The organism is Peptoniphilus pacaensis, assembly GCF_900088125.1.
In the GTDB taxonomy this organism is placed as follows: domain Bacteria; phylum Bacillota; class Clostridia; order Tissierellales; family Peptoniphilaceae; genus Aedoeadaptatus; species Aedoeadaptatus pacaensis.
The window spans coordinates 456,417-475,872 of the sequence record NZ_FLQT01000003.1; the positions used below are offsets into that span (position 1 = coordinate 456,417).

The 19,456-nt window shown below is 35.3% G+C and carries 18 protein-coding genes and 2 pseudogenes; all 20 read right to left on the bottom strand.

Annotation, left to right across the window (positions count from 1 at the left end):
- Positions 1-94: 94 nt before the first annotated feature.
- Positions 95-475: a hypothetical protein gene (locus BN7444_RS02230; protein WP_068455166.1), complete on the bottom strand. Its 381-nt coding sequence runs from the start codon at positions 473-475 to the stop codon at positions 95-97.
- Positions 476-484: 9 nt separating this feature from the next.
- Positions 485-1,171 (bottom strand): single-stranded DNA-binding protein, encoded by a 687-nt coding sequence (locus tag BN7444_RS02235; RefSeq protein ID WP_068455170.1) that lies wholly within the window; start codon positions 1,169-1,171, stop codon positions 485-487.
- A gap of 16 nt (positions 1,172-1,187) precedes the next feature.
- Positions 1,188-3,206 (bottom strand): type IA DNA topoisomerase, encoded by a 2,019-nt coding sequence (locus BN7444_RS02240; RefSeq protein ID WP_068455173.1) that lies wholly within the window; start codon positions 3,204-3,206, stop codon positions 1,188-1,190.
- Positions 3,207-3,217: 11 nt separating this feature from the next.
- Entirely contained in the window at positions 3,218-3,949 is a 732-nt protein-coding gene (locus BN7444_RS02245) for a DUF4366 domain-containing protein (protein ID WP_068455176.1), read from the bottom strand.
- Positions 3,939-4,844, bottom strand: a complete 906-nt coding sequence (locus tag BN7444_RS09315; protein ID WP_068455186.1) for a hypothetical protein — start codon at positions 4,842-4,844, stop codon at positions 3,939-3,941. The genes BN7444_RS02245 and BN7444_RS09315 overlap by 11 nt, the downstream gene beginning before the upstream one ends.
- Positions 4,828-5,076 carry a hypothetical protein gene (locus BN7444_RS02255; RefSeq protein WP_068455189.1) on the bottom strand — a complete coding sequence of 83 codons (249 nt, stop codon included), beginning with the start codon at positions 5,074-5,076 and terminating at the stop codon, positions 4,828-4,830. Before BN7444_RS02255 ends, BN7444_RS09315 begins: the two co-directional genes overlap by 17 nt.
- Before the next feature lie 189 nt (positions 5,077-5,265).
- Positions 5,266-9,138 carry a CD1108 family mobile element protein gene (locus BN7444_RS02260; protein WP_068455192.1) on the bottom strand — a complete coding sequence of 1,291 codons (3,873 nt, stop codon included), beginning with the start codon at positions 9,136-9,138 and terminating at the stop codon, positions 5,266-5,268.
- 16 nt (positions 9,139-9,154) lie between these two features.
- Positions 9,155-11,623, bottom strand: a complete 2,469-nt coding sequence (locus BN7444_RS02265; protein ID WP_082941222.1) for a VirB4-like conjugal transfer ATPase, CD1110 family — start codon at positions 11,621-11,623, stop codon at positions 9,155-9,157.
- 7 nt (positions 11,624-11,630) lie between these two features.
- The gene (locus tag BN7444_RS02270) at positions 11,631-11,993 is read right to left on the bottom strand and encodes a PrgI family protein (RefSeq protein ID WP_068455197.1); all 363 of its coding nucleotides are present in this window, start codon (positions 11,991-11,993) and stop codon (positions 11,631-11,633) included.
- A 15-nt stretch (positions 11,994-12,008) separates the two neighbouring features.
- Positions 12,009-12,869: a VirB6/TrbL-like conjugal transfer protein, CD1112 family gene (locus BN7444_RS02275; RefSeq protein ID WP_068455200.1), complete on the bottom strand. Its 861-nt coding sequence runs from the start codon at positions 12,867-12,869 to the stop codon at positions 12,009-12,011.
- Between the two features lie 42 nt (positions 12,870-12,911).
- On the bottom strand, positions 12,912-12,989 hold the full coding sequence (locus tag BN7444_RS09050; RefSeq protein WP_445323176.1) for a Maff2 family mobile element protein: 78 nt from the start codon (positions 12,987-12,989) through the stop codon (positions 12,912-12,914).
- 6 nt (positions 12,990-12,995) lie between these two features.
- Positions 12,996-14,642 carry a recombinase family protein gene (locus BN7444_RS02280; protein WP_068455203.1) on the bottom strand — a complete coding sequence of 549 codons (1,647 nt, stop codon included), beginning with the start codon at positions 14,640-14,642 and terminating at the stop codon, positions 12,996-12,998.
- A 3-nt stretch (positions 14,643-14,645) separates the two neighbouring features.
- The gene (locus BN7444_RS02285) at positions 14,646-14,870 is read right to left on the bottom strand and encodes a hypothetical protein (protein ID WP_068455205.1); all 225 of its coding nucleotides are present in this window, start codon (positions 14,868-14,870) and stop codon (positions 14,646-14,648) included.
- A 153-nt stretch (positions 14,871-15,023) separates the two neighbouring features.
- Positions 15,024-15,725 carry a replisome organizer gene (locus tag BN7444_RS02290; protein WP_068455208.1) on the bottom strand — a complete coding sequence of 234 codons (702 nt, stop codon included), beginning with the start codon at positions 15,723-15,725 and terminating at the stop codon, positions 15,024-15,026.
- Between the two features lie 82 nt (positions 15,726-15,807).
- A complete protein-coding gene (locus BN7444_RS09470; RefSeq protein ID WP_245654178.1) occupies positions 15,808-16,167 on the bottom strand; it encodes a PDDEXK nuclease domain-containing protein in 360 nt (119 codons plus the stop codon).
- Between the two features lie 302 nt (positions 16,168-16,469).
- A pseudogene (locus BN7444_RS02300) lies at positions 16,470-16,802 on the bottom strand (phage replisome organizer N-terminal domain-containing protein); the annotation flags it as partial.
- A gap of 65 nt (positions 16,803-16,867) precedes the next feature.
- Entirely contained in the window at positions 16,868-17,899 is a 1,032-nt protein-coding gene (locus BN7444_RS02305) for a PDDEXK nuclease domain-containing protein (RefSeq protein WP_068455214.1), read from the bottom strand.
- A 202-nt stretch (positions 17,900-18,101) separates the two neighbouring features.
- Positions 18,102-18,629, bottom strand: a complete 528-nt coding sequence (locus BN7444_RS02310) for a PcfB family protein (RefSeq protein WP_068455216.1) — start codon at positions 18,627-18,629, stop codon at positions 18,102-18,104.
- Between the two features lie 182 nt (positions 18,630-18,811).
- Positions 18,812-18,985: a hypothetical protein gene (locus BN7444_RS09320; RefSeq protein WP_167627190.1), complete on the bottom strand. Its 174-nt coding sequence runs from the start codon at positions 18,983-18,985 to the stop codon at positions 18,812-18,814.
- A 221-nt stretch (positions 18,986-19,206) separates the two neighbouring features.
- Positions 19,207-19,301, bottom strand: a pseudogene (locus tag BN7444_RS09635) (PcfB family protein); the annotation flags it as partial.
- Positions 19,302-19,456 lie beyond the last annotated feature (155 nt).

Here is a 19,456-nt window from a genome sequence, read left to right on the forward strand (position 1 = left end):
TACTATTCCATGGAATATATGTCAATGATAAATAAAAAAAGAGGTAACAAAATTTTGCTACCCCTTTCCTTCTTAATGTTTATAGACCTGAATTCTAAAACGGTGTTTCCATTTTATCTATGATCATATAATTGTCGTCTTCATCTACAATGTTGTATTTGCTTTTCAGAATCTCAATCGATCGAACATAAATAGACGACTCAGTTATAGTGGTCAATCCAAAATTAATAGAACGAATATTGAGCTTGCCCATGAGAATAACGTCTTGACCGTCTTCGAGATTTCCTAGCGTCGTCATTAAATTATTGTCTGTATCAGCAGACGAAATATAGCGACAGGGTACTAACATTTTTTCTTTCTGATTTTCTACTTCTAATTGAAAATTCATCGAATCAAAGGTTCTGCCATCTTTGCCCGTAAATTGTTCAACAGCTTCCTTTGAAACTACTTTTCCTGAAAACATGCAATGATTCATAATATCCTCCTAGATTTCTCTTTCATCTTGATTTTTCATTTTCTTATCTTCCCGATCGACTTCCTTATTTTTTTGTCTATCTTCTTTAGCTTTTAGCATCTTAAAACTATAAAGATGAACGGACGTCCGATCTTTTCCTTCTTTATTTTTATAGTGCTTTTCCGCACCTTGAACATGGACAAAATCTCCTTGTTTCAAGTCGGCGACCTTTAACGCATTCTTTCCATAAGCACTGATCGATCGAGAGGCTTTTTCTCCATTTTCATCTTTATAAACAATAAAGAAGTTAGCTACTTGAATTTTTTCACCTTCACGAGTCGTTATATCGGTAAGGCTTACATCTTGTGTCAGATTACCTCTTAAAGAAACAATGTCTTGCCTCTTTACACCTTCAAGAAGATCACAATCATTTAAATTGATTGAGACAGCCTTCTCTCCGGACTTTTTAGAGTATTCTTGCTCTGTTCCATACACTCGTATTAGATCTCCTTTTTTGAGATCCATGACTTTATCTATATTATGTTTATAGGCACTTACAGGGCGGTATTCTCTTTCTCCACCCTCATTTTCAAATACGATTGAAAAATTGGCAACGGAAAAGGGCTTACCTTCTTTAGATATTGCAGCTTCAATCTTGATATCTTCTGCAATATATCCTTCTTGTACAATTCTTTTTTTGTCTTTATTTTGAGTCATTGTTCTCTCTCCTAAACTATTTCTTGTTTTCAAAATCAAAAATCACTTCATGATCTGAATTCAATTTTAATTTTGCATTAAACTTATTGCCTTTCTTGGAAACAAAGCCTTTTATAAGTTTTGTCTCTCCATTTTCCAGAAGTTCTGCAACTTCTGATTCATTAATGGATTTTCTACACATTTCCGTGAAAATATGAAAATTACATTCCTTATTCGTACAAAAATAAACCTTCTTCGTCTTAATTATTGCATTACCACAAATAGGACAAGATCCAATTTGATTGCTGCGAATTAAACTTGAATCAGGTTCAAAATCTGAACAATGCTCTGTAATTTCCTTAATAATCTTCTTTAAAAAATTCTCAGCTTGATAGTCGCCGGTGGAAATTAAAGATAGTAAATTTTCCCACTGAGCTGTTGTCTTAGGATCTTTAATTCGACTATCAACTACGGTGATGAGTCTTTGTGCCTTCTCTGTAGACCTGAGATTCTTTTTATCTCTCACTAGATATTCGGACTGGATCAACTTTTCAATAATAGAAGCCCTTGTAGCAGCAGTACCTAAGCCTTTTCGCTCTATCTCTAAACTCGTATCTAGATCTTCAGTTCCCGCCGTTTCCATAGCTCCTAAAAGTGTTGACTCATTATAGGGTTTTGGCGGACTTTTCGTTTTTTCAACGATAGAGATATTTTCAATTGACAGAAGCTCATTTTCTTCAATTCTGAAAATTGGAATGTTCTCAAGGCTGATTTCTCTGTATAACTTCTCGACCGACTTAAAGCCTTCTTCTTCAATAATTTTGCCAACTGCTTGAAGTTTAACTTCAGGACGCTCTTTAAAGATAGCCTCTGCTTTTTGTTGCCTGATGATGTGATCTCCCGAAACCGATTCTAATAGCCTATAGTAAATGAGTTCATAAATTTTAATTTCTGAACTTGGCACATTATGAAGATCTTCATCTAAAGATTCTAGTGTCGGCAACAGTGCATGGTGATCAGAAACTTTACTATCATCAAACAATCGATCGTGATTGCTCTTTTTGTCGTTCATTTCGTATAACGGACAATGATGAATTAGTTCTTCCGTTGTACTTTTCATACCTTCAGTGAGATAACGTGAATCCGTTCTTGGATAGGTTATAAGCTTCTTTTCGTATAGACTCTGTGCATAATCTAAAGTCTGCTGGGCTGTGAAACCATACACTTGATTGGCTGTTTTTTGTAAACTCGTTAAATCGTAAAGACGAGGAGCGGAAGTTTTCTTTTGATCTTCAACATAGCTAGTAATTATAATATGTCTTCCCAGATCACCGGGAACATCTTCTTTCTTTTCCCATTGATTAATAGATCTAAAGAGGATCTTTTGATTGTCCTTGATCGCCTGTACTTCTAGTTCATAGTATTTGGATTTCACAAAGTTTTTAATAGCATTATCTCGTTCAACTACCATGGCGACCGTAGGTGTTTGTACTCTACCAATTGTTAGTTTTTCAGAATAACCTACAGTGTATAGGCGTGTATAATTCATTCCTACCAACCAATCGGCTTTTGCTCTTGCCAGTGCCGATTGATAAAGCGAGTCGAACTCACTTCCATCTCTTAACTTATCTAAACCCTCTCTTATCGCTTTATCTTCAAGTGAAGATACCCATAGCCTTTTTATGGGCTTAGAGCAGTTTGTCTTAGCATAAACAAGTCTGAAAATAAGCTCGCCTTCTCGACCGGCATCTGCTGCACAGATGATTTCACTTACTTCTTTTTGATTCATGAGTGCTTTTACTACTTTAAACTGATTCTGTGTAGATTGCACTACATTGAATTTCCATTGAACCGGGATCATGGGCAAAACTTGCAAATCCCAGTTTGCCCATGAATCGGTATAATCTTCCGGTACTGCCAATGACACTAAATGCCCGACACACCAAGTAACAATATAGTTTCCACACTCAAAATAGCCATTACGGCTATGACTATTGCCAATCACTTTTGCAATTGTTTTTGCGACAGAGGGTTTTTCTGCAACAATTAATTTCACAAGCTCCCTCCTTATTCTTCGTCGTCATCGTCAAATTCGTCTTCTGCTTCTATAAACTCGTCTTCCATGTCCTCCGCAAGTACATCGCCTTCATCTTCTAAGCCTTCTTCATTTGCTTCTTTCTTTTTCTTTAAATACTTTAAGACTAAAGCTACTGCAACTCCGCCTAGAATAATGGGTAACATTAGCATTCGCTGAATTTGTTTTTTCTTCTCTTTTTCAAGCCTCTTTTCTTCCTGGAGCTTTTCTCTATTTTCTTCTCGAAGCTTCCTACTTTCTTGCTGGAACTCTTCTCTTTCTTTTTCTCTCTCACGAGTTTCTTCCGTCAAGTTCTTGGTCATACTTGCGAGTTCTTGTTCGTCTGTCGTACCCAGTAATACTACATCTTCACTGTATTCGTCGTAATTTACTAATAGCTTTAAAGTCGTACCATTCGCCGTCGTAAAGGGAATTAAATCAAACTTATTACCTCTGGAGTTAAAGTCGTTCCCTTTCTGATCGACATTCATGATGATTCGACCTCTCGACTCATGAATATCATTTTTCTTCGAAGGATCAAAAGGTACAATCTTTTTATTCTGTTCCTGACTATCTTGATACTGAGGCGTATCTGAGCTAACGATTGTTTCTTCTTTTACGTCAGTCCCATATTCATTTATATTTGATTTTCCTGTAGCAAAGGCTTGTGAAGAAATGCTTAAAAAACACAAAGCCATTGCCACTATTTTTAGCTTATTCTTCATCTTGATCCTCTCTTTCGTCTTCATCATCTTCATCAAAGAGGCTCTGATCGATTTCATATAACTCTGTATCACCATTTTCGTCATAATCTGCCTCGTAGTCCTCGTAAAATTCATCGTCATCATCATCGTCAAGTTCATCGTCGTCAAACTCTTCATGTGTTTTCTTTTGATCTTTAAATCGTTTTGCGACGATAACACCGACAACGACTAAAATCATCAAGAAGATTGTTCCACCATTTCCTTTTTTCTCAGGCACTTCTTCTTTGTTTTGTTTTTGATCTTCAAGACGTTGTCGTTCAAGTTCTTCTTGCCGACGTTTTTCTTCTTCTTCACGTTCTTTTTCCTGTTGATCTAAATCTTCACCACTCATTACCTTCAAGCGGTCTTCGGAAAGTTCACTGAATAGTTCCGAGTCAATAATCTCTCCTGTGTCAGGATTTCTAGTTGTCACGAGATAGTATAGCTTCCCATTTTCAGCTCGGAATTTTATAAATTGCTGTACATCAGGCTTCTTTTCTTCCGGCTTTGCCATTGTCGGCGTAGTAGCTTTTTCAGGCACTGTTTCCGATTCCGTTTTTTGTTTAGGCTCAACTACAGCTTTTGGAGCAGACGGAGCAGTTTGTACCGTTGACTTTTGTGCCGGTGACGTTGGTGTAACTGCTTTTTTAGGAATTGGATTTCGTCTTACTGCCGGTTTTGCTGCCTGTGTTTTTTTCGGCTGAGACGGCTGTTTTTTAGACTCTGGCTTTAACTTACTTTCTATATATCGATTCTGTGACGGATTGTTGTATAACTTTAATTTGTTGGCTATCTCCTGATTGCTCGCATAAATAGGCTGTGCAATTAGTAACATACCTAAACAAAGGATAAGCCCTTTTTTAATGTGCGATTTCATCTTCTCCTCCTTCTTCTTTGTCAGGAACTTCCTCGGAAGATTCCATCATATTTAATAAAGGAACTAAATCTTTAAGATCTAGTTCCTTTTCAACAAATATTTCTTCTACTTCTTTACCAAGATCAGCATAGTAATCTTCGTTTAGAACATCTAACTCTTTCTGCATATCTGCGATTTTCGATTCGAGTTTTTGAATCTTTGTTTTCTTTTTTACAACTTTTTCTATCGTCATTTTTTCTCCTATCTGTTTTCAAATATTATGTGCAGTGTAACCGACGACATACTAACGACTATCGATAAAAGAAAAGCGAAGAAAATGATTGGTCTATTGCTTGAACAAATCAAAACCATCGTAAGAATGGCGTTAATAACCATAGTGGCCATAGTGACCCAAAATATTAGTTTATCCATTTTTTCTCCTTTACGGTAAATAACTTCCGAATCCAACAAGTTTACTTCTCCAGTAACTCGTATTAATGTTCGCTATAATGACACCTCTACTGGAACTGGCGTGTATCATTTTTCCATTTCCAATGTAGATTCCGACGTGTGATATCGGCTTACTCGTATTGTACGTTCTGTGGAAGAACACTATATCGCCAGGCTTTGCCTGATCTCCCGAAACCTTTCTCGCACCGTTGTACAAAGATACGGTTTCTCTCGGAATATTAATACCTTTTTGCTTATAGACGTAATGTACAAAGCCACTACAGTCAAAGCCTCGTGGACTTGTACCGCCCCAAACATAAGGAACGCCACTATAGCGTTGTGCTTCTTTTAATAGTGATGTTCGCCGTTCACTAACATTTCCTCCCGGCTTATAACCTTTTGGAAGTATCGCTACACGCACTTTGCGTCGTCCCCAATTGTAGGCTTCTTTTTTAGTTTCAAACAGCAAGTCAAGGCGTTTACCTTTAATGGCTCCACCTGTATCTTCTGCACGACAAACACCGTAGCCTTCTACCCATAAAACGGTTCCTAGCGGAATCACTTTCGGGTCAACAGCTACCACGCCTCGTACAAGTTTTGTCCCCATGGCAGTTCCATTGTAACCGCCATTTTCTCTAGGATCAGGCGTGTAGGCAGTTGCAATAAAATAATCGCCTAAAGGTTTGGCTTCGCTTGGCATTGCGCCACCTTGACCCCAACCTCCGGAAGAGAAATCTATACTGCCTATGCTTGGACGTGGATTGTACATCTTGTACTGGACTCGTCCGCCTTCTGACCATAAATGAAAATACGGATTTAGTATTTGATTTTGGTCATTAATAATTTGAATAGATAGCTTACCTGACGCAGTACCGATTTGATCTCCGATTTTAACCTTACCGGTTTTGGTCGGACTAACTCCTCGATACTTAATCTTCCAACCTGTGTCATCAGTTAAAGTTAGACCACCGCTGCTCGAAGATACTACACCGTCATTTACAGCTACTACCTTTTCACCGCCGGCATTAATATCCAACCAGTTATAAAGAGTAACCTTATTGTTTATAACGTTCCAACCGAACATTCTTGATATCTTGCCCTTCCAATCACTTTCTATTGGAGATTCGAAGAGCATGAAGTTACCTTTAGATTCCATATAAATATCGAATTTTTCAAGGTCTGTTACTTTGTCTGAGTCTCCTGAACTTCCAGAAATCTCCGGAGTAGAAGGTGGCGGTGTCGGTGGATTTGGTTTGGGCTTTGGCTTGCGCCTTCCATTGCCTTGAATAAAAGGTAGCGGATTGACAGGTTTGCCATTGACATGGACTTCGTAATGGAGATGAGCAGCCGAACCTATCCCACTATTTCCAGAACGAGCAATAACTTCTCCACGTTGTACACTTGATCCTACCGGCTTGGGCGCTCGACCATTTAAGTGTTGGTATAAGGTACGCAGTCCCCCGCCATGATCAATTACAATATACCACCCTCTGGCGCTGTTATATTTATTAGTAACAACTCGACCGGATTCCGAGGCATAGACAGGCGTACCAACAGTCGCATGAAAATCCACGCCTCTATGATATGTGCTAGCTCCAGGTACAGGTCTCTTTCGAGGTCCAAAAGGCGAGGTAACTCTTATATGCTTTAAAGGCTGTGCAAATTGACCATTGCCATAATCTCCCATTTCGCCAGTTGCCCCTGAATAATCTCCTCCACCTAATCGAGAGCGAAGCACCGTTTCTAAGTCATTAGTATAAAGTGTCGCTTCTAAAATCTTATATAGGTACGGGCTTCCATTCCGTCGGTAGCGTACTTCCGTGCGTTTAACAACTTTGTATTGATACTGTTCCTTGAATATACTCTCTAATTCTCCGGTAACATCTTTCAATTTGAAGTCCTCGAATTTTACCGTTAAATATGCAATAAGCAAATGCGGATCGTGACCTATAGCGTCATCTTCAACGTGATACTCATCAAAACCAGGATAAACTTTCTCGATATTTTGAAGCTCCCATTGTAGCTTTGCTTCTTTTTTCATATAGTATTTGTCTGCTTCTGTAACATCGATAAAATCTGCAAGATAAGACGTATTACCTAAATAGGTAATACCTACTAAAGATGAAGATACACAAGAAAAAAGCACAAAAATAAGCAGCACGATGATGAGTGCCAGTGCTAAATATTTAGCACCTTCTTTTTCCCCGACCCTTTTAATCGCTTGACCGGGATTTTTCATCGCATTGCTTATTCTTTCTCTTAATGTTTGAGCATTTGACGAAGCCCCTTTTGATTCTAAGTAGGCTTCTCTTGCTTTCTTCTTATTCCTAGCTTTTTGATATGCCTTGTTAATCTTTTGGGTAGCTTTTCTCGTTTTAGCGGCAGTTTTAGCTGCCTTGTTGCCAGTTTCAACTGCAAGATTCTGATCTGCATTTAGCTGATCTACCCGTCTAGTTGCTTCATCTTCAATGTTAAACTTGTGTTCTTTAACTTTATGAATCATTGATGATTCATCATTTTTTAATCGTGACGCATACTGCTTTCTTTTTTTAGCAGCTTTTAATGCCATTGCAGACATACCGACGCTTCGTGCTACGGTGTCAGCACCGGCGTTTTTATCTTTGTTTAATCTTGCAATTCGATCGGAAACACTTTCGAGTTTTTGATCGAGTTTTAAATGTTCAGCATTGACCTTTTCTTCGTCATCAAAGAGCATTTTGTCCGAGAATCGTTTTTCTTTTTTTAAATCAGATTCTTTCTCTTGCTCATTACGATATTTCGAAGAATAGGCTTTTTTAATTAGCTTCTTCTTTTTCGCAGCACTATTTGAGTTTGCGGGTTCAGAGTTAAAGAGAAGGGATTCTTTAATATCCTTGTTTGTATATTCTTTTTCCGAATCCGCTCTTGCGTCTTCTCGCTCGTCTAAATCGCCATAATGTTGAACATTCGAATCTCTGAAGTCGGCATCATATCGATCAATAATGCCGTCACCGTCGAGATCCATTTCATCTGTCCTTTTAAACTTTTGAGTTTGAGCCGAAGAATTTTGTCTTTCCGCCTCCACTTTATTGTCAGCCACATCTGTCTGATATCTTTGATAAACAGTGTTCGCCTGTTTTTTTCTAAGCTTTTCTTTTTTTGGATCTTTAACGCTATCACGATGTTGCCGTACAGAAGATCGATCAGCATCATAAAAATTTTGATCGGCGTAAGACTTAGGCTGACTACCGGTAGAAGGCTCTTTCTCTTTTGATGAAAAATTCTCGTTAGAGGTTTTTCTTTTATTCAGCTTCTCGTATTTCTCTTTTCTTTCCGTTAAATCGACTACACGATTAGCGGGCTTATCTACGAGTTCACGCTGAATAGCAGCAGAAAGAGGCGATTGAGTCGGAATAAACTTTTGATTTTCCAGTTCTTGAAGATAATCTTGACGACGTCGTTCTTCTTCAATTCGGCGTTCGTCAATTTTTCTGTTTTCTTCTAATCGCCGTTCTTCGTCTCGCCTTCTTTGTTCTAGCTCTTTAGCATATTCCTCTCTTTCACGCTCTCTACGCTCTTTTCTCATGAGGTTTTTTCTATAATTTAACCTCTTTTGCTGTTCATAGGAAGCCGTGAGTTGAGCATTTATAGCTTTATCAGTCTTTCTAAAGTCTTGCTTAACGCTTTCTTGCTTCTTTATATTTTCTTGCTGATTGGTAAAGGCTCGATAGTCTTTGAAAGATGAAGCATGAAAAGATTCGTGCTTGGCATTGTAATCGTCTCTAGTTCTGTTCAGAGATTGGCTATAATTCTCCTTACTCTTTTGTACCTTAGAAGAATCGATAGGCTGTTGGCTAGGCTTATTTTTATAATTGTTTCTTTTCAAAACTTCACCTTCCTATCTAATACATTTTCTCTCCCGGTTTCGTTGTCATGAGTTTGTAGAGTTTCGTTTCCTTCGGGAACTTATCTATAAATGGCACGATAACATTACCAAAGTATAATAAGCCCTCTCCTTCACCTGAATTGGTGATGTAGGAAAGTTGATCTTGTGAAATGCCGAGACGATGAGCTAATATTTCACGGTCGCCAGAAGCTTGATTTAACATTAAAACAAAGTCTGAGTTTTCGATGATGTTTTCGATTTCTTGACTTAGTAGTAAGTCCTTAACGTTTTGTGTGATACCAGTCGGGATTCCTCCCCACTTTCTAAACCGCTTCCAGATTTCCACCGAATATTCCGCAGTTTGCTTTTCTTTGAGCAGCAAGTGGAACTCGTCAATGTAAAAACAGGTCTTTTTAAAGTTGTCTCTATTAATGGACACTCGATTCCAAACTTGGTCTTGAATAATCAGCATACCTAGCTTCTTCAGTGCATTACCCAAGTTTTTAATGTCGTAGCAAATGACTCGATTGTTAGCATCTACATTTGTACGATTGTTGAAAACTCGCAGCGAACCTGTTACATAAATTTCAAGAGAGGTCGCTAATCGCTCAGCTTCTATATCCTTTTGTCTCTTTAATTCATTGTAAAGGTCTTCCAGAATCGGAATATTTTCAGGAATAGGATTTTCTAAATATTTCCGATAGATCGCTCTCGTACAACGGTCGATGATCGTAATTTCCGTCGGCTGTAAACCTTGTGTACCACCTGTGATCAGCTCGAATAGCGATAGAATAAACGATGCTTTAAACATGATTGGGTCGTCGCCGTCGGCGTAGTTAATGTTAATGTCCAAAGGATTGATATGATGTTTTGAATTTGGCGAAATTTCAACAACTTCACCGCCGAGTGCTTTTACCAATGGCGAATATTCTGCTTCAGGATCACAAATAATAATGTCATTATCTGTAATGAAAAAAGCATTTGTCATTTCACGTTTAGCCGAGAAAGATTTACCGGCACCAGGAGTACCTAGAATCAGTCCATTAGGGTTCTTTAGCGTACCTCTATCTACCATAATCATATTGTTGGATATAGCGTTTAAACCGTAATAGAGAGCTTTTCCGCCCATAAACAGCTCTTGGGTCGTAAAGGGTACAAAAATAGCTGCACAAGACGTTGTGAGCTTTCTTTCAAAGTCTATTTGATTTACACCAATCGGTAACGCAGACATAAGTCCTTGTTCCTGTTGATAGTCCATACGCTTTAGACTACAGTTGTATTTTTGTACGATACCGTTTAATTGGAAAATGATATTTTCAAGCTTCTTCCTATTTTTAGCAAAGGTCGTAATTTGAAAGCTTACGATGAAATGGCGTTCGTTCCGCCCTTGGAGTTCTTCCAAAAGATTTTTAGCTTCTTCTGAAAAGCTCGCAAGGTCTGATGGAATAATATCCATATCGTAACCTGAGCGAACGGCTTTCTTTTGTTCCTCGATCTTCGTTCTATCTAAGTCGGTAATTGTCCGCTTAACTTCCTTGATCGCTTCCTGTTGATCCATAGAGCGAATATGAATATTTACAAGCAAATCGTCTTCGATGTCTAAAATTTCAGCAAGCATTTTATCTGAAAGTTCAGGAGCGTCAATCCTTAAAAAGCTACTCGCACCATACATCTGCCCCATTTTAAACATTCGTTGATATTGGAAATTAAACGATGAGGGAGATATATAATCCTTCGTAGTCATGTTTCCAGTTCTTACATTATGCCAATCAAAGGTCATCCGTTCTCTGTCGCTTCCTTGATTTAAAATGTCATGGAGCAATTCAACACGTTGCTTTCCCGTTAAACATTCTGCTTGCACACCAAGTGTTTTAAAGTTATTTCGTATATCTGTTTCTATCCGTTCGAGTCTTGGAATAGCTTCCTTTAAATTTTTAGCTTTAATGGTAAAAGTAATAAACTTTCGTTTAATCAAACCATTGTTACCTTTTGCCAATTGATTACGAAGCATTCTACTATATTCCATTCGAATATCATTGAACGGGTCATTCTGCTTTTGTATGCGAATATTGTGCATGAGCCTGTCAGCAAAACCTGTTAAATTTAAAAAAGTCAGTTGGAAATCAATCGTCGAGTCGAAGTAGTTTAAAAACTTACAATAGTCGTCGAAAATCTTTCTTTGATCTTCAGGCTTTGCTAATCGGTAGTTAATGTCAGTAAACTCAATACATTTGTTATAGCGTCCTTCGTCAAGCTTCATAATACCGTCTTGAAAGATCTTGTCGTAAGGTAAGCTATCTTGCGTCGTGTAGACTTCGTTGTCCTCTTTCTTAACGAGTAATTGCAATAAGTTTTGTAAAACCTGAGGAGTCTTCGATTCCGACTTTTTGGCTTTTGTGTTGCCAAAGTCTTCTTTATTTTTCTTCGCTGCGTCGATGTTTGATTTTAGACGCTGTTCTTGCTTTTTTTGGAAATTTTGATTCAAGATGATCTCACCTCTTTTTCTTCTTTTTTGTTTTACCTTTTGTTTTTGTCGTAACTTCTCGCTTACTTTGAGTCAGCGTCTTATAGCGTCGTATGCCAGGTCTAAAATATTTCTGTCGGCACACAATGTAGAGATATTTCTCTAGAGTCATGCCGTCTTTTTTAAAAATACCGGCAACAAAAAAAGGACTTGCAATAATAAACATTAAAATTGAACGCACGTCACTTGGTAAAAAATGACGTGTAAACCAGTAAGCGGGAATTGCAAAAGCCGCTCCTATCGAAAAACAAATCAATTGTCTTTTTGTTAGGTTAAATGCGACTTTAGCTTCATACTTTGACAGGTCTCTCGGTACATTTACATAAGCCATTGCTTCCTCCTTTCTTTACGCTGCAGAGACAATCGAACTTGCTGCCGATTTTGTTCTAAAGAGTACAATCACGGCAAGTAAGCTCGCTGCTAGGAACGAGAACATAAATGTCCATGGATTGCCATTTTTTGCTACTGTTAGAGACTGCACGAATACCGACCATGCTCCTAGAGTGATGATAATAAATAAACCTTGCAAGCCTAATGCGACCGCTGATTTGATATAAGAGTCTCCAATATGTCCATATCGGCTCGATGTTAGAGTCGCAAAGGGTAATGCACCTACAGAAATAATAAAGTACATCTCAATAATACGTCCTACACAAATGACCCAAATAACAATGCCTAATGCCCAGACAATCATCTGCATAGCATTAAGTTGCGTGGTAAAAAACATTAGGTCTACTATGCTCATCTTTTCTATACTTGCTTTCATAGCTTCTTGCCCTACCTGGAATTGTTGAATACTAATTCCTGAGGCTGAGCGTATGACAGACTGCATAACATCAAATATTGCCATTGAAAATTCAAAAGCATGACTAACTAAATAAATTGATATCGATGTTTTAAAAATCCATTTAAAAAATATAAAGGTTTCAAAATCATTAAAATTGTTCCTATCGATAACTAGATGAATTATTTCATAGATCGCAATAAAGGTAATAATTAAGACGGCGATTGGTATAACCGCCGTCTCATTAATGTTTTTTGCTAAATTGTACAAGTCTGAATTATATGCTTGTGGAGTTTGTGATACGACATCGCCTGCTTTCGTCATTTGGTCGTTCATCATCTTCTGCATATTTTCAAAGACCTTCATACAGTTATCGATCATAGGTTGCTTTAAACCGTTAAGGAACTTCTCCGCTAACTGCATAAGCACCTCCTCGATAAAAGGCTATTATTAGCTTGTTTTGTCTTAAAATAAACCCGATAATAGGGGAATTAGTTTCGTTCCAACTAAAACAACGCCACCACCAGCCATTAACTGCTTTATGCCTAATTAGAGATTGTAAAATACTTGTAGTGTGTCTGTATTTCCTATGAAATTGTAGTAAATATCAATTGTTTGGGTGATTTCTCCATTCACTACTTCTTTTTCGTGAACATAGATTTTTGAGATGAGTTCGTTTAAGGTTTCTTTGTCCAGCTTCTTTATATCCCTATGTTTTTTTATGAGTTCAATCCATTTTTTGACATTAATATCTTCAAGGTCTTCTTTAACAATCAATTTTTGATTATCTTCTATTCTTTGGTTTAGATAGTCTTGTTCGTTTTGTGATTTTTCAAGAATTTTTTGGAAGTTACTTTCACTTATCTTATTATCTAGCCAGTCATCATATAATCTTTCAATCTTTTTAGTTAAGTCTTCTACTCTTATTTGGTCTTCGTAAATCTTATCCATGATAAATTTTTGTTCTTCTTCATTATCAATTTCTCGTGATTTTTCAAGTGCTTTTATAATTTCTTTTTCATCTTTTAATGCTATTTCTGCATTTTTTCTAATATCTTTAAGCACTATCTCATAAAGAGTATCGTAATAAATTCTATGTTGACTACATAATGACTTTCCGTATCTTCTATAAGTGTTACAAGTGAGTAACTTTTCTCTTTTCTTTGATTTGTTTCTTCCAAGATTTAAAGATTTTCCACAATCGGGGCATTTTACAATGCCTGCAAATATACTTTCTTCTCCATTTTTAAATGGTCTTCTCCTGCTCTTTAATTTTTCATTTGCTATATTATAAATATCTTCAGAAATAATTGGTTCGTGTGTATTTTCTACTATTATCCATTCCTCTTTAGGTTTATCGGATAACCAACCTACTTTGAATTTATAATTAACTTTTTGACTAGCAATATGACCAATATAAACTGGATTTTCAATAATTTCTTTTAGGGTTGTGCAGTCCCACCAATACTCCCCACCATCTACGGTCATTTCTAACTTAGTTTTTTTATTTCTAAGTCCTTTTTTCCTATTCCACCAGGTAGGTGTAGGTATTTTTTCTTCAAAAAGTCTTCTTCTAATTGCTTGTACTCCATAACCACTAAAAGCAAGATCAAAAATTTTTTCAACAATCCATGAAGTTTCATCATCGATTACTAATTTATGTGGATCATCATCGTCTTTCCTATATCCTATTGGAGCAAGACAACCAATAAATTTTCCTTGCCTTGCTCTTGTCATATAGGCAGATTTCATCTTTTTGGAAACATCTCTTGAATAAAACTCGTTTAAAACATTTTTAAAAGGAACTATTTCATTGTTTTCTTGAAAGGTATCTACTCCATCATTTAAAGCTATATATCTGACATTGTTCTTTGGGAAGAAATTTTCTGTATAGTATCCAGTCTGCAAATAGTTTCTTCCAAGCCTTGATAAGTCCTTAGTGATGACTATATCCACTTTTTTATTTTCAATATCTCTAATTAGTCTTTGAAATGATGGTCTATTTGTATTTAATCCAGTATATCCATCATCTATATATACATCGTAAATACTCCAACCTTTTGATTTCACATAGTTTTCTAAAAGTTCCTTTTGGTTTTGTATGCTGGCACTCTCTCCTTTCTGCTCATCATCTTTAGATAGTCTGCAATAAATTGCAGCTTTGAATGAAAAGTGATTTGAATTTGTTTGTATCATTTCCTATTCCTCCTTGTTTGAGTTTTCAGAAATAACACAACTTTCTCTAAAACTATTTTTATTATAGCACTCTTTTTCATTACTATCAATATTATATTTGTTATACTCAATTTCATTGTCCTTACTTAATTTGTTTGATTTTTTTATTAGTCTTAGAAAAGCTTCTGTATCTGTTCTTCTATTATCATAATTTCTTTTTACAATGTATTTTGTTTGTCTTTTTGTCATAACTTATCCTTTCATGCAATAAAAAAAGGCGATTAGATTTTTAATTTTCTAATCGCCTTTTAAGTGTCATATTTACATTTTTATTATCTCTGGCATACTTTTATACCTTTTCATACTTAAAGTCTTTAATAGTGGCTTTCCACCTCTTTTTATCTATAAAGATTCTCCTACGTCATAGTTCATTTTTTTATTTCCACCTTTTTGTCTTAGTTTGTCTTTATCTTCTTCATACCATTTTAAGATTGTCGCATAATGGTTTTGATAGGTCTTACCACTGCTTTCCATGTATCTTGATAGTTTATTTATCATTATTTCTGTGTGTGAGTTTAATTTTTCTTTTAAATTTTTATATTCTTCTTTGCTTAACCTTACATTTTTGAATTCTCCATAAAAAATGGGGGTGGACTGTTCTTCTCTCCCCTTATCTATACTAACCTTATCTAATCTACCCTTATCTATACTGGGTTGACCACTTGACAACCTTTGGTTAACCAGATGACAACCAACTTTTTCTTCTGAAATATATGCTCCATTTTCCGTCTGATAAAGCTGTTGTTTCTGCTCTATATACATTGTTGGCTTATATCTGTCTTTTCTAATATAGTTATTTATCTTCCAATGTGTAATGACGATAATTCCCTGATCAAATACTATCACAAAGCCTTTGGCAATAAGTATTTTTAGGTCATCTTCATTAGCTCCGATAATCTTGATGATTTTCTTAGGATTATTTACAAAACCATCATCATCTGCCCTCATTGATAAATGAAAATATAGGCATTGACTACTTAGTGGCATATCCAAAAATAAGTCGCTATCTACTATCTTTAGTGAAAACATTCTTTTATCTGCCATGCTCTCCTACCTTTCTTCAAATAAAAAAAGACGATAGTTTTTACTTCTACCGCCTTGTGTACATTTATTATGTTTTTAAAATTTATTTTAGTTCGTTTTCAATTTCTTCTATGGTTGGTAATGCTCCCTTTAAACTTTCAGGAATTAAGTTTTGTAGTTGATATTCTGAAATTCCAATAAGCTCTCTGGAGCTTTCAGAAGCATATTTTGCCAATACATTATCCTTTGTCTTACAGATTAAAAGACCTATTGTTTGATTATCCCCTTCTCCCTTTAATATATGGTTTACAGATGTTACATAGGTTCCAAGTTGTCCTATATCCGCAGGTTTAAATGCGGAAATTTTAACCTCCACAACTACATAGCAATGTAGCTTAATGTTGTAGAATAACATATCAATAAATTCTTCTGAATTTCCAACTACTGAGATACTAAAAATCATATTAAAATATTCGCCGACTTTAGATATTCATAAATCGTCCACAAGCTGTGGACGATTTAATGGCGAATAAATTTCATAAAATTTTTTCATATATTTTAAATTAGTAACAGAAAATCCTTTGACACTGGGAATTTCATTTTTTTAAATCCGAACTTAATTTTTTATAGAATCCACTACCTCATCTGCTTTCTGCCTTTAAGCTAATAATTTCTTCTCCTAAACTATAGTAAAACTTTAGCATTTCAGAATTGACCGAAACTGCTACTTTAAGTTGCCTGCTTGTATATGTTTTTATTTTATTCTGTTTCTGATCCGATTAAGTTTGGTATTTCAGTTAAATAATATTCATCGTTTTCTGTTACAACTTCTAGTAAGCCTTGATTGATTAAATAATTAATTGTAACCATTACATCATCGTCTGTTTCATCTATGGTTAGTGCTAACTCTTTTGTAAAATCACTTTCTACTCCGTCATAATAGAGTTTGCCCTCATCTTTTAGGCTTAGTAGTAGAAGTTTTAAGTAGATTATCGTATAGGTATCTCCTCCCGATATTCTCCTTATTCTTTCTATCCTTTTATCTGTGAAAAATTCTTCTTTTAATTTTATCCAATAATATCTCTTGTTTATTGCCATTCTAATCCTCCTTGCAATAAAAAAAGAAGTAGATTTTTTCTCTACTTCTCCTTATAATTTATATTTTATTTTTCCTTATATTTTTTAATAACTTTTTCTACTTGTTCTTCAAGCTCTTCCCTGTCTGGGATATATAAGGTGTATTTTGATGCGAATATTTTATTTGATAAATTTCCTAAGGCATATTCTGCTTGGACTCCGTCTTTATCAGTACATAAGATTATTCCTATTGGCTCATTGTCCATCTCATCATTGACTTCTGCCTTATAATAATTGAGATACATATTTATTTGCCCAACTGCTTCTGGCATTAGCTTACTTGTTTTCAGTTCGATTAAGACATAAGACCTTAATATTTTATTGTAAAATACCATATCCACATAATAGTGGGTGTTGCCGAGGGTTACCCTTTGTTGGCTGCCTACATACATAAAACCCTTGCCAAGTTCAAGCAAGAATTTTTCAATATGATCTATGAGTGCTTTTTCTAAATCACTTTCCATCATTGGTTTTTCTTCCGGTAAACCTAAAAATTCAAACACATAAGGGTCTTTTACAAGATCAGATGCTTTATTTATTTCATTGCCCTTTAAGGCTAGGTCCAGAACTTTTTCTTTGTTCTCTTCTCCTGATGATAAGAGCAATCTTTCAAAGAGTGATGTTTTAATCTGTCTTTTAAGTTCTCTCACTGACCAATTTGCATTTATACTTTCTTTTTCATAGAAGCTTCGCTTTTTCTCATCGCTGATGGATAATAGTTCACAATAATGGGACCAGGTCAATTTTCCAGACAGTGTCTGGAAAATTGGATATGATAAATATAGGTTTCTCATATTAAATAAATTAGACTTAGAAAATCCCTTACCATATTCCTTTGTAAGTTGTCTTGATAAGTCATTTATAAGCTCTTTGCCATACTCCGCTCTTTCTGAATGACCTTGCTCATCTTCTACGATGATACGTCCAATCTCCCAGTAAGTTTGCACCAAAATATTATTGACTTCTCTTGCGACTTCATTCCTTGCCTTATCCATCAATGTTTTTATACTATTAAAAACATCATCATGAACTCTATCTATGTTATTTTTCTTATTCATACAAGCACCTCTTTGACCTCTTAATTGCTTTAATTATATCATAAATATTGTGTTTATTCAATTTTATATCCTATCCGCCTTGATATTTCTCAGATTTTCGATAATCGAAATTCTTGATTTCCGATTTTCGGAATTCTGGACTTCTGCTTTTCGGAAGTCTTGTTATTATGGTTATTTAAGGGTGTAACTTTTTGTTACTCCCTTAGATTTCTCTGGTCATATCTTTTTTGTTTGGTTTTACTTTTTCTTTTACTTTTCTTTTGACTTTTTCTTTTGTCTTATCCTTTTTATTGGATAGGTCTTTGTATTTCTTTATTTGTTTTAGGATACTTTCTTTTTCTTTTTTATTTTCCTTGGCTATGACTTGTTTAAAGGCATATTCCATTACTTTTATGTCTTTGGCTTGGAAGAATACTTCATAATTTTTGCTTTCTTTATTTTTCATTACTGAGAAACTTACTCCAAGTTTGTTTAGTTCTTTTTTTAAGTCTTTGAGGTCGCTTTGATCTATGCTTATGTTTTCTAGTTGTCCTTTTTTATAGAGGTCTTTTAGTTTTGTTTCTCGTCCCATAAGACTTTTGAGGTTTCCATTTGCTTTTTCTAAAGTATCATTCATCTTTTTTCTTATTTCTTTGTCTAAGTTGATTGATTCTTTTGCTGCCTTTATTGTGTATGTTATTATGGTTTGTGCTGCTTGACCTGCTTCTTTGCTTATTTCCTCGTTTATCATGTTTTCTCTCCTTTGTTTGAATTAAAAAAGGGAAGTATAGGCTTTAATTTTTCTATACTTCCCTTTGCTTGTCTTTATTTTATTGTTCTTGGTGGTGGAATGCTTTATTTTGATGTTTTTATATCTTTCTTAGGTATTTGCACCTTTTATACTTTAAAATAGCTTACAATGCTTTTCCACCTTTAGTAGTTTGTGTGTGTTCTTTTGTCTGATAGATAGTTTTTCATGTTGGAATATATAATCTGTATTTCTTCATTGTTCATTGCTTTTATTTCTTCTGTGCTTTTATATGTTTTGTATGTTCCATCTTCGTCTGCTTTTATGAGTTCGTCTATTAGCTCTTGCCTTTTATTCATCTATATTATCTCCTAGATCTGCCTTTATTTTCTTGGTCATATTATAGCTTGGATAAGATATTTTTACCAGGTCTTATCTTTCTTGATTTTTGTAATAGTCTTTATTCATTTGTCTTTTTTTATTAAAACTATCACTGTCTTGCTTATACTCTTTTATCTTTTCTATGATACTTTCTTTTTCTTTTTTATTTACCTTGGCTATGGCTTATTTAAAATCATATTCCATTTGCTTTTTCTAAATATTATTCACCTTTTTTCTTATTTCTTTTTCAAGATTTATGGATTCTTTTGCTGCCTTTATTGCGTATGACATCATGGTTTTCTGAGAATAAAAAAGGAGGACTTCTCCACTTTGGCGTAAAAAGTCCTCCGAAAATAACAATCAAATTAACTCTTATTGTTATTGAATTATTTAATTTTTGTGTTAAAAGTTACTTTCAAAAACTTTTATTATCAAAAAACATCGTCATC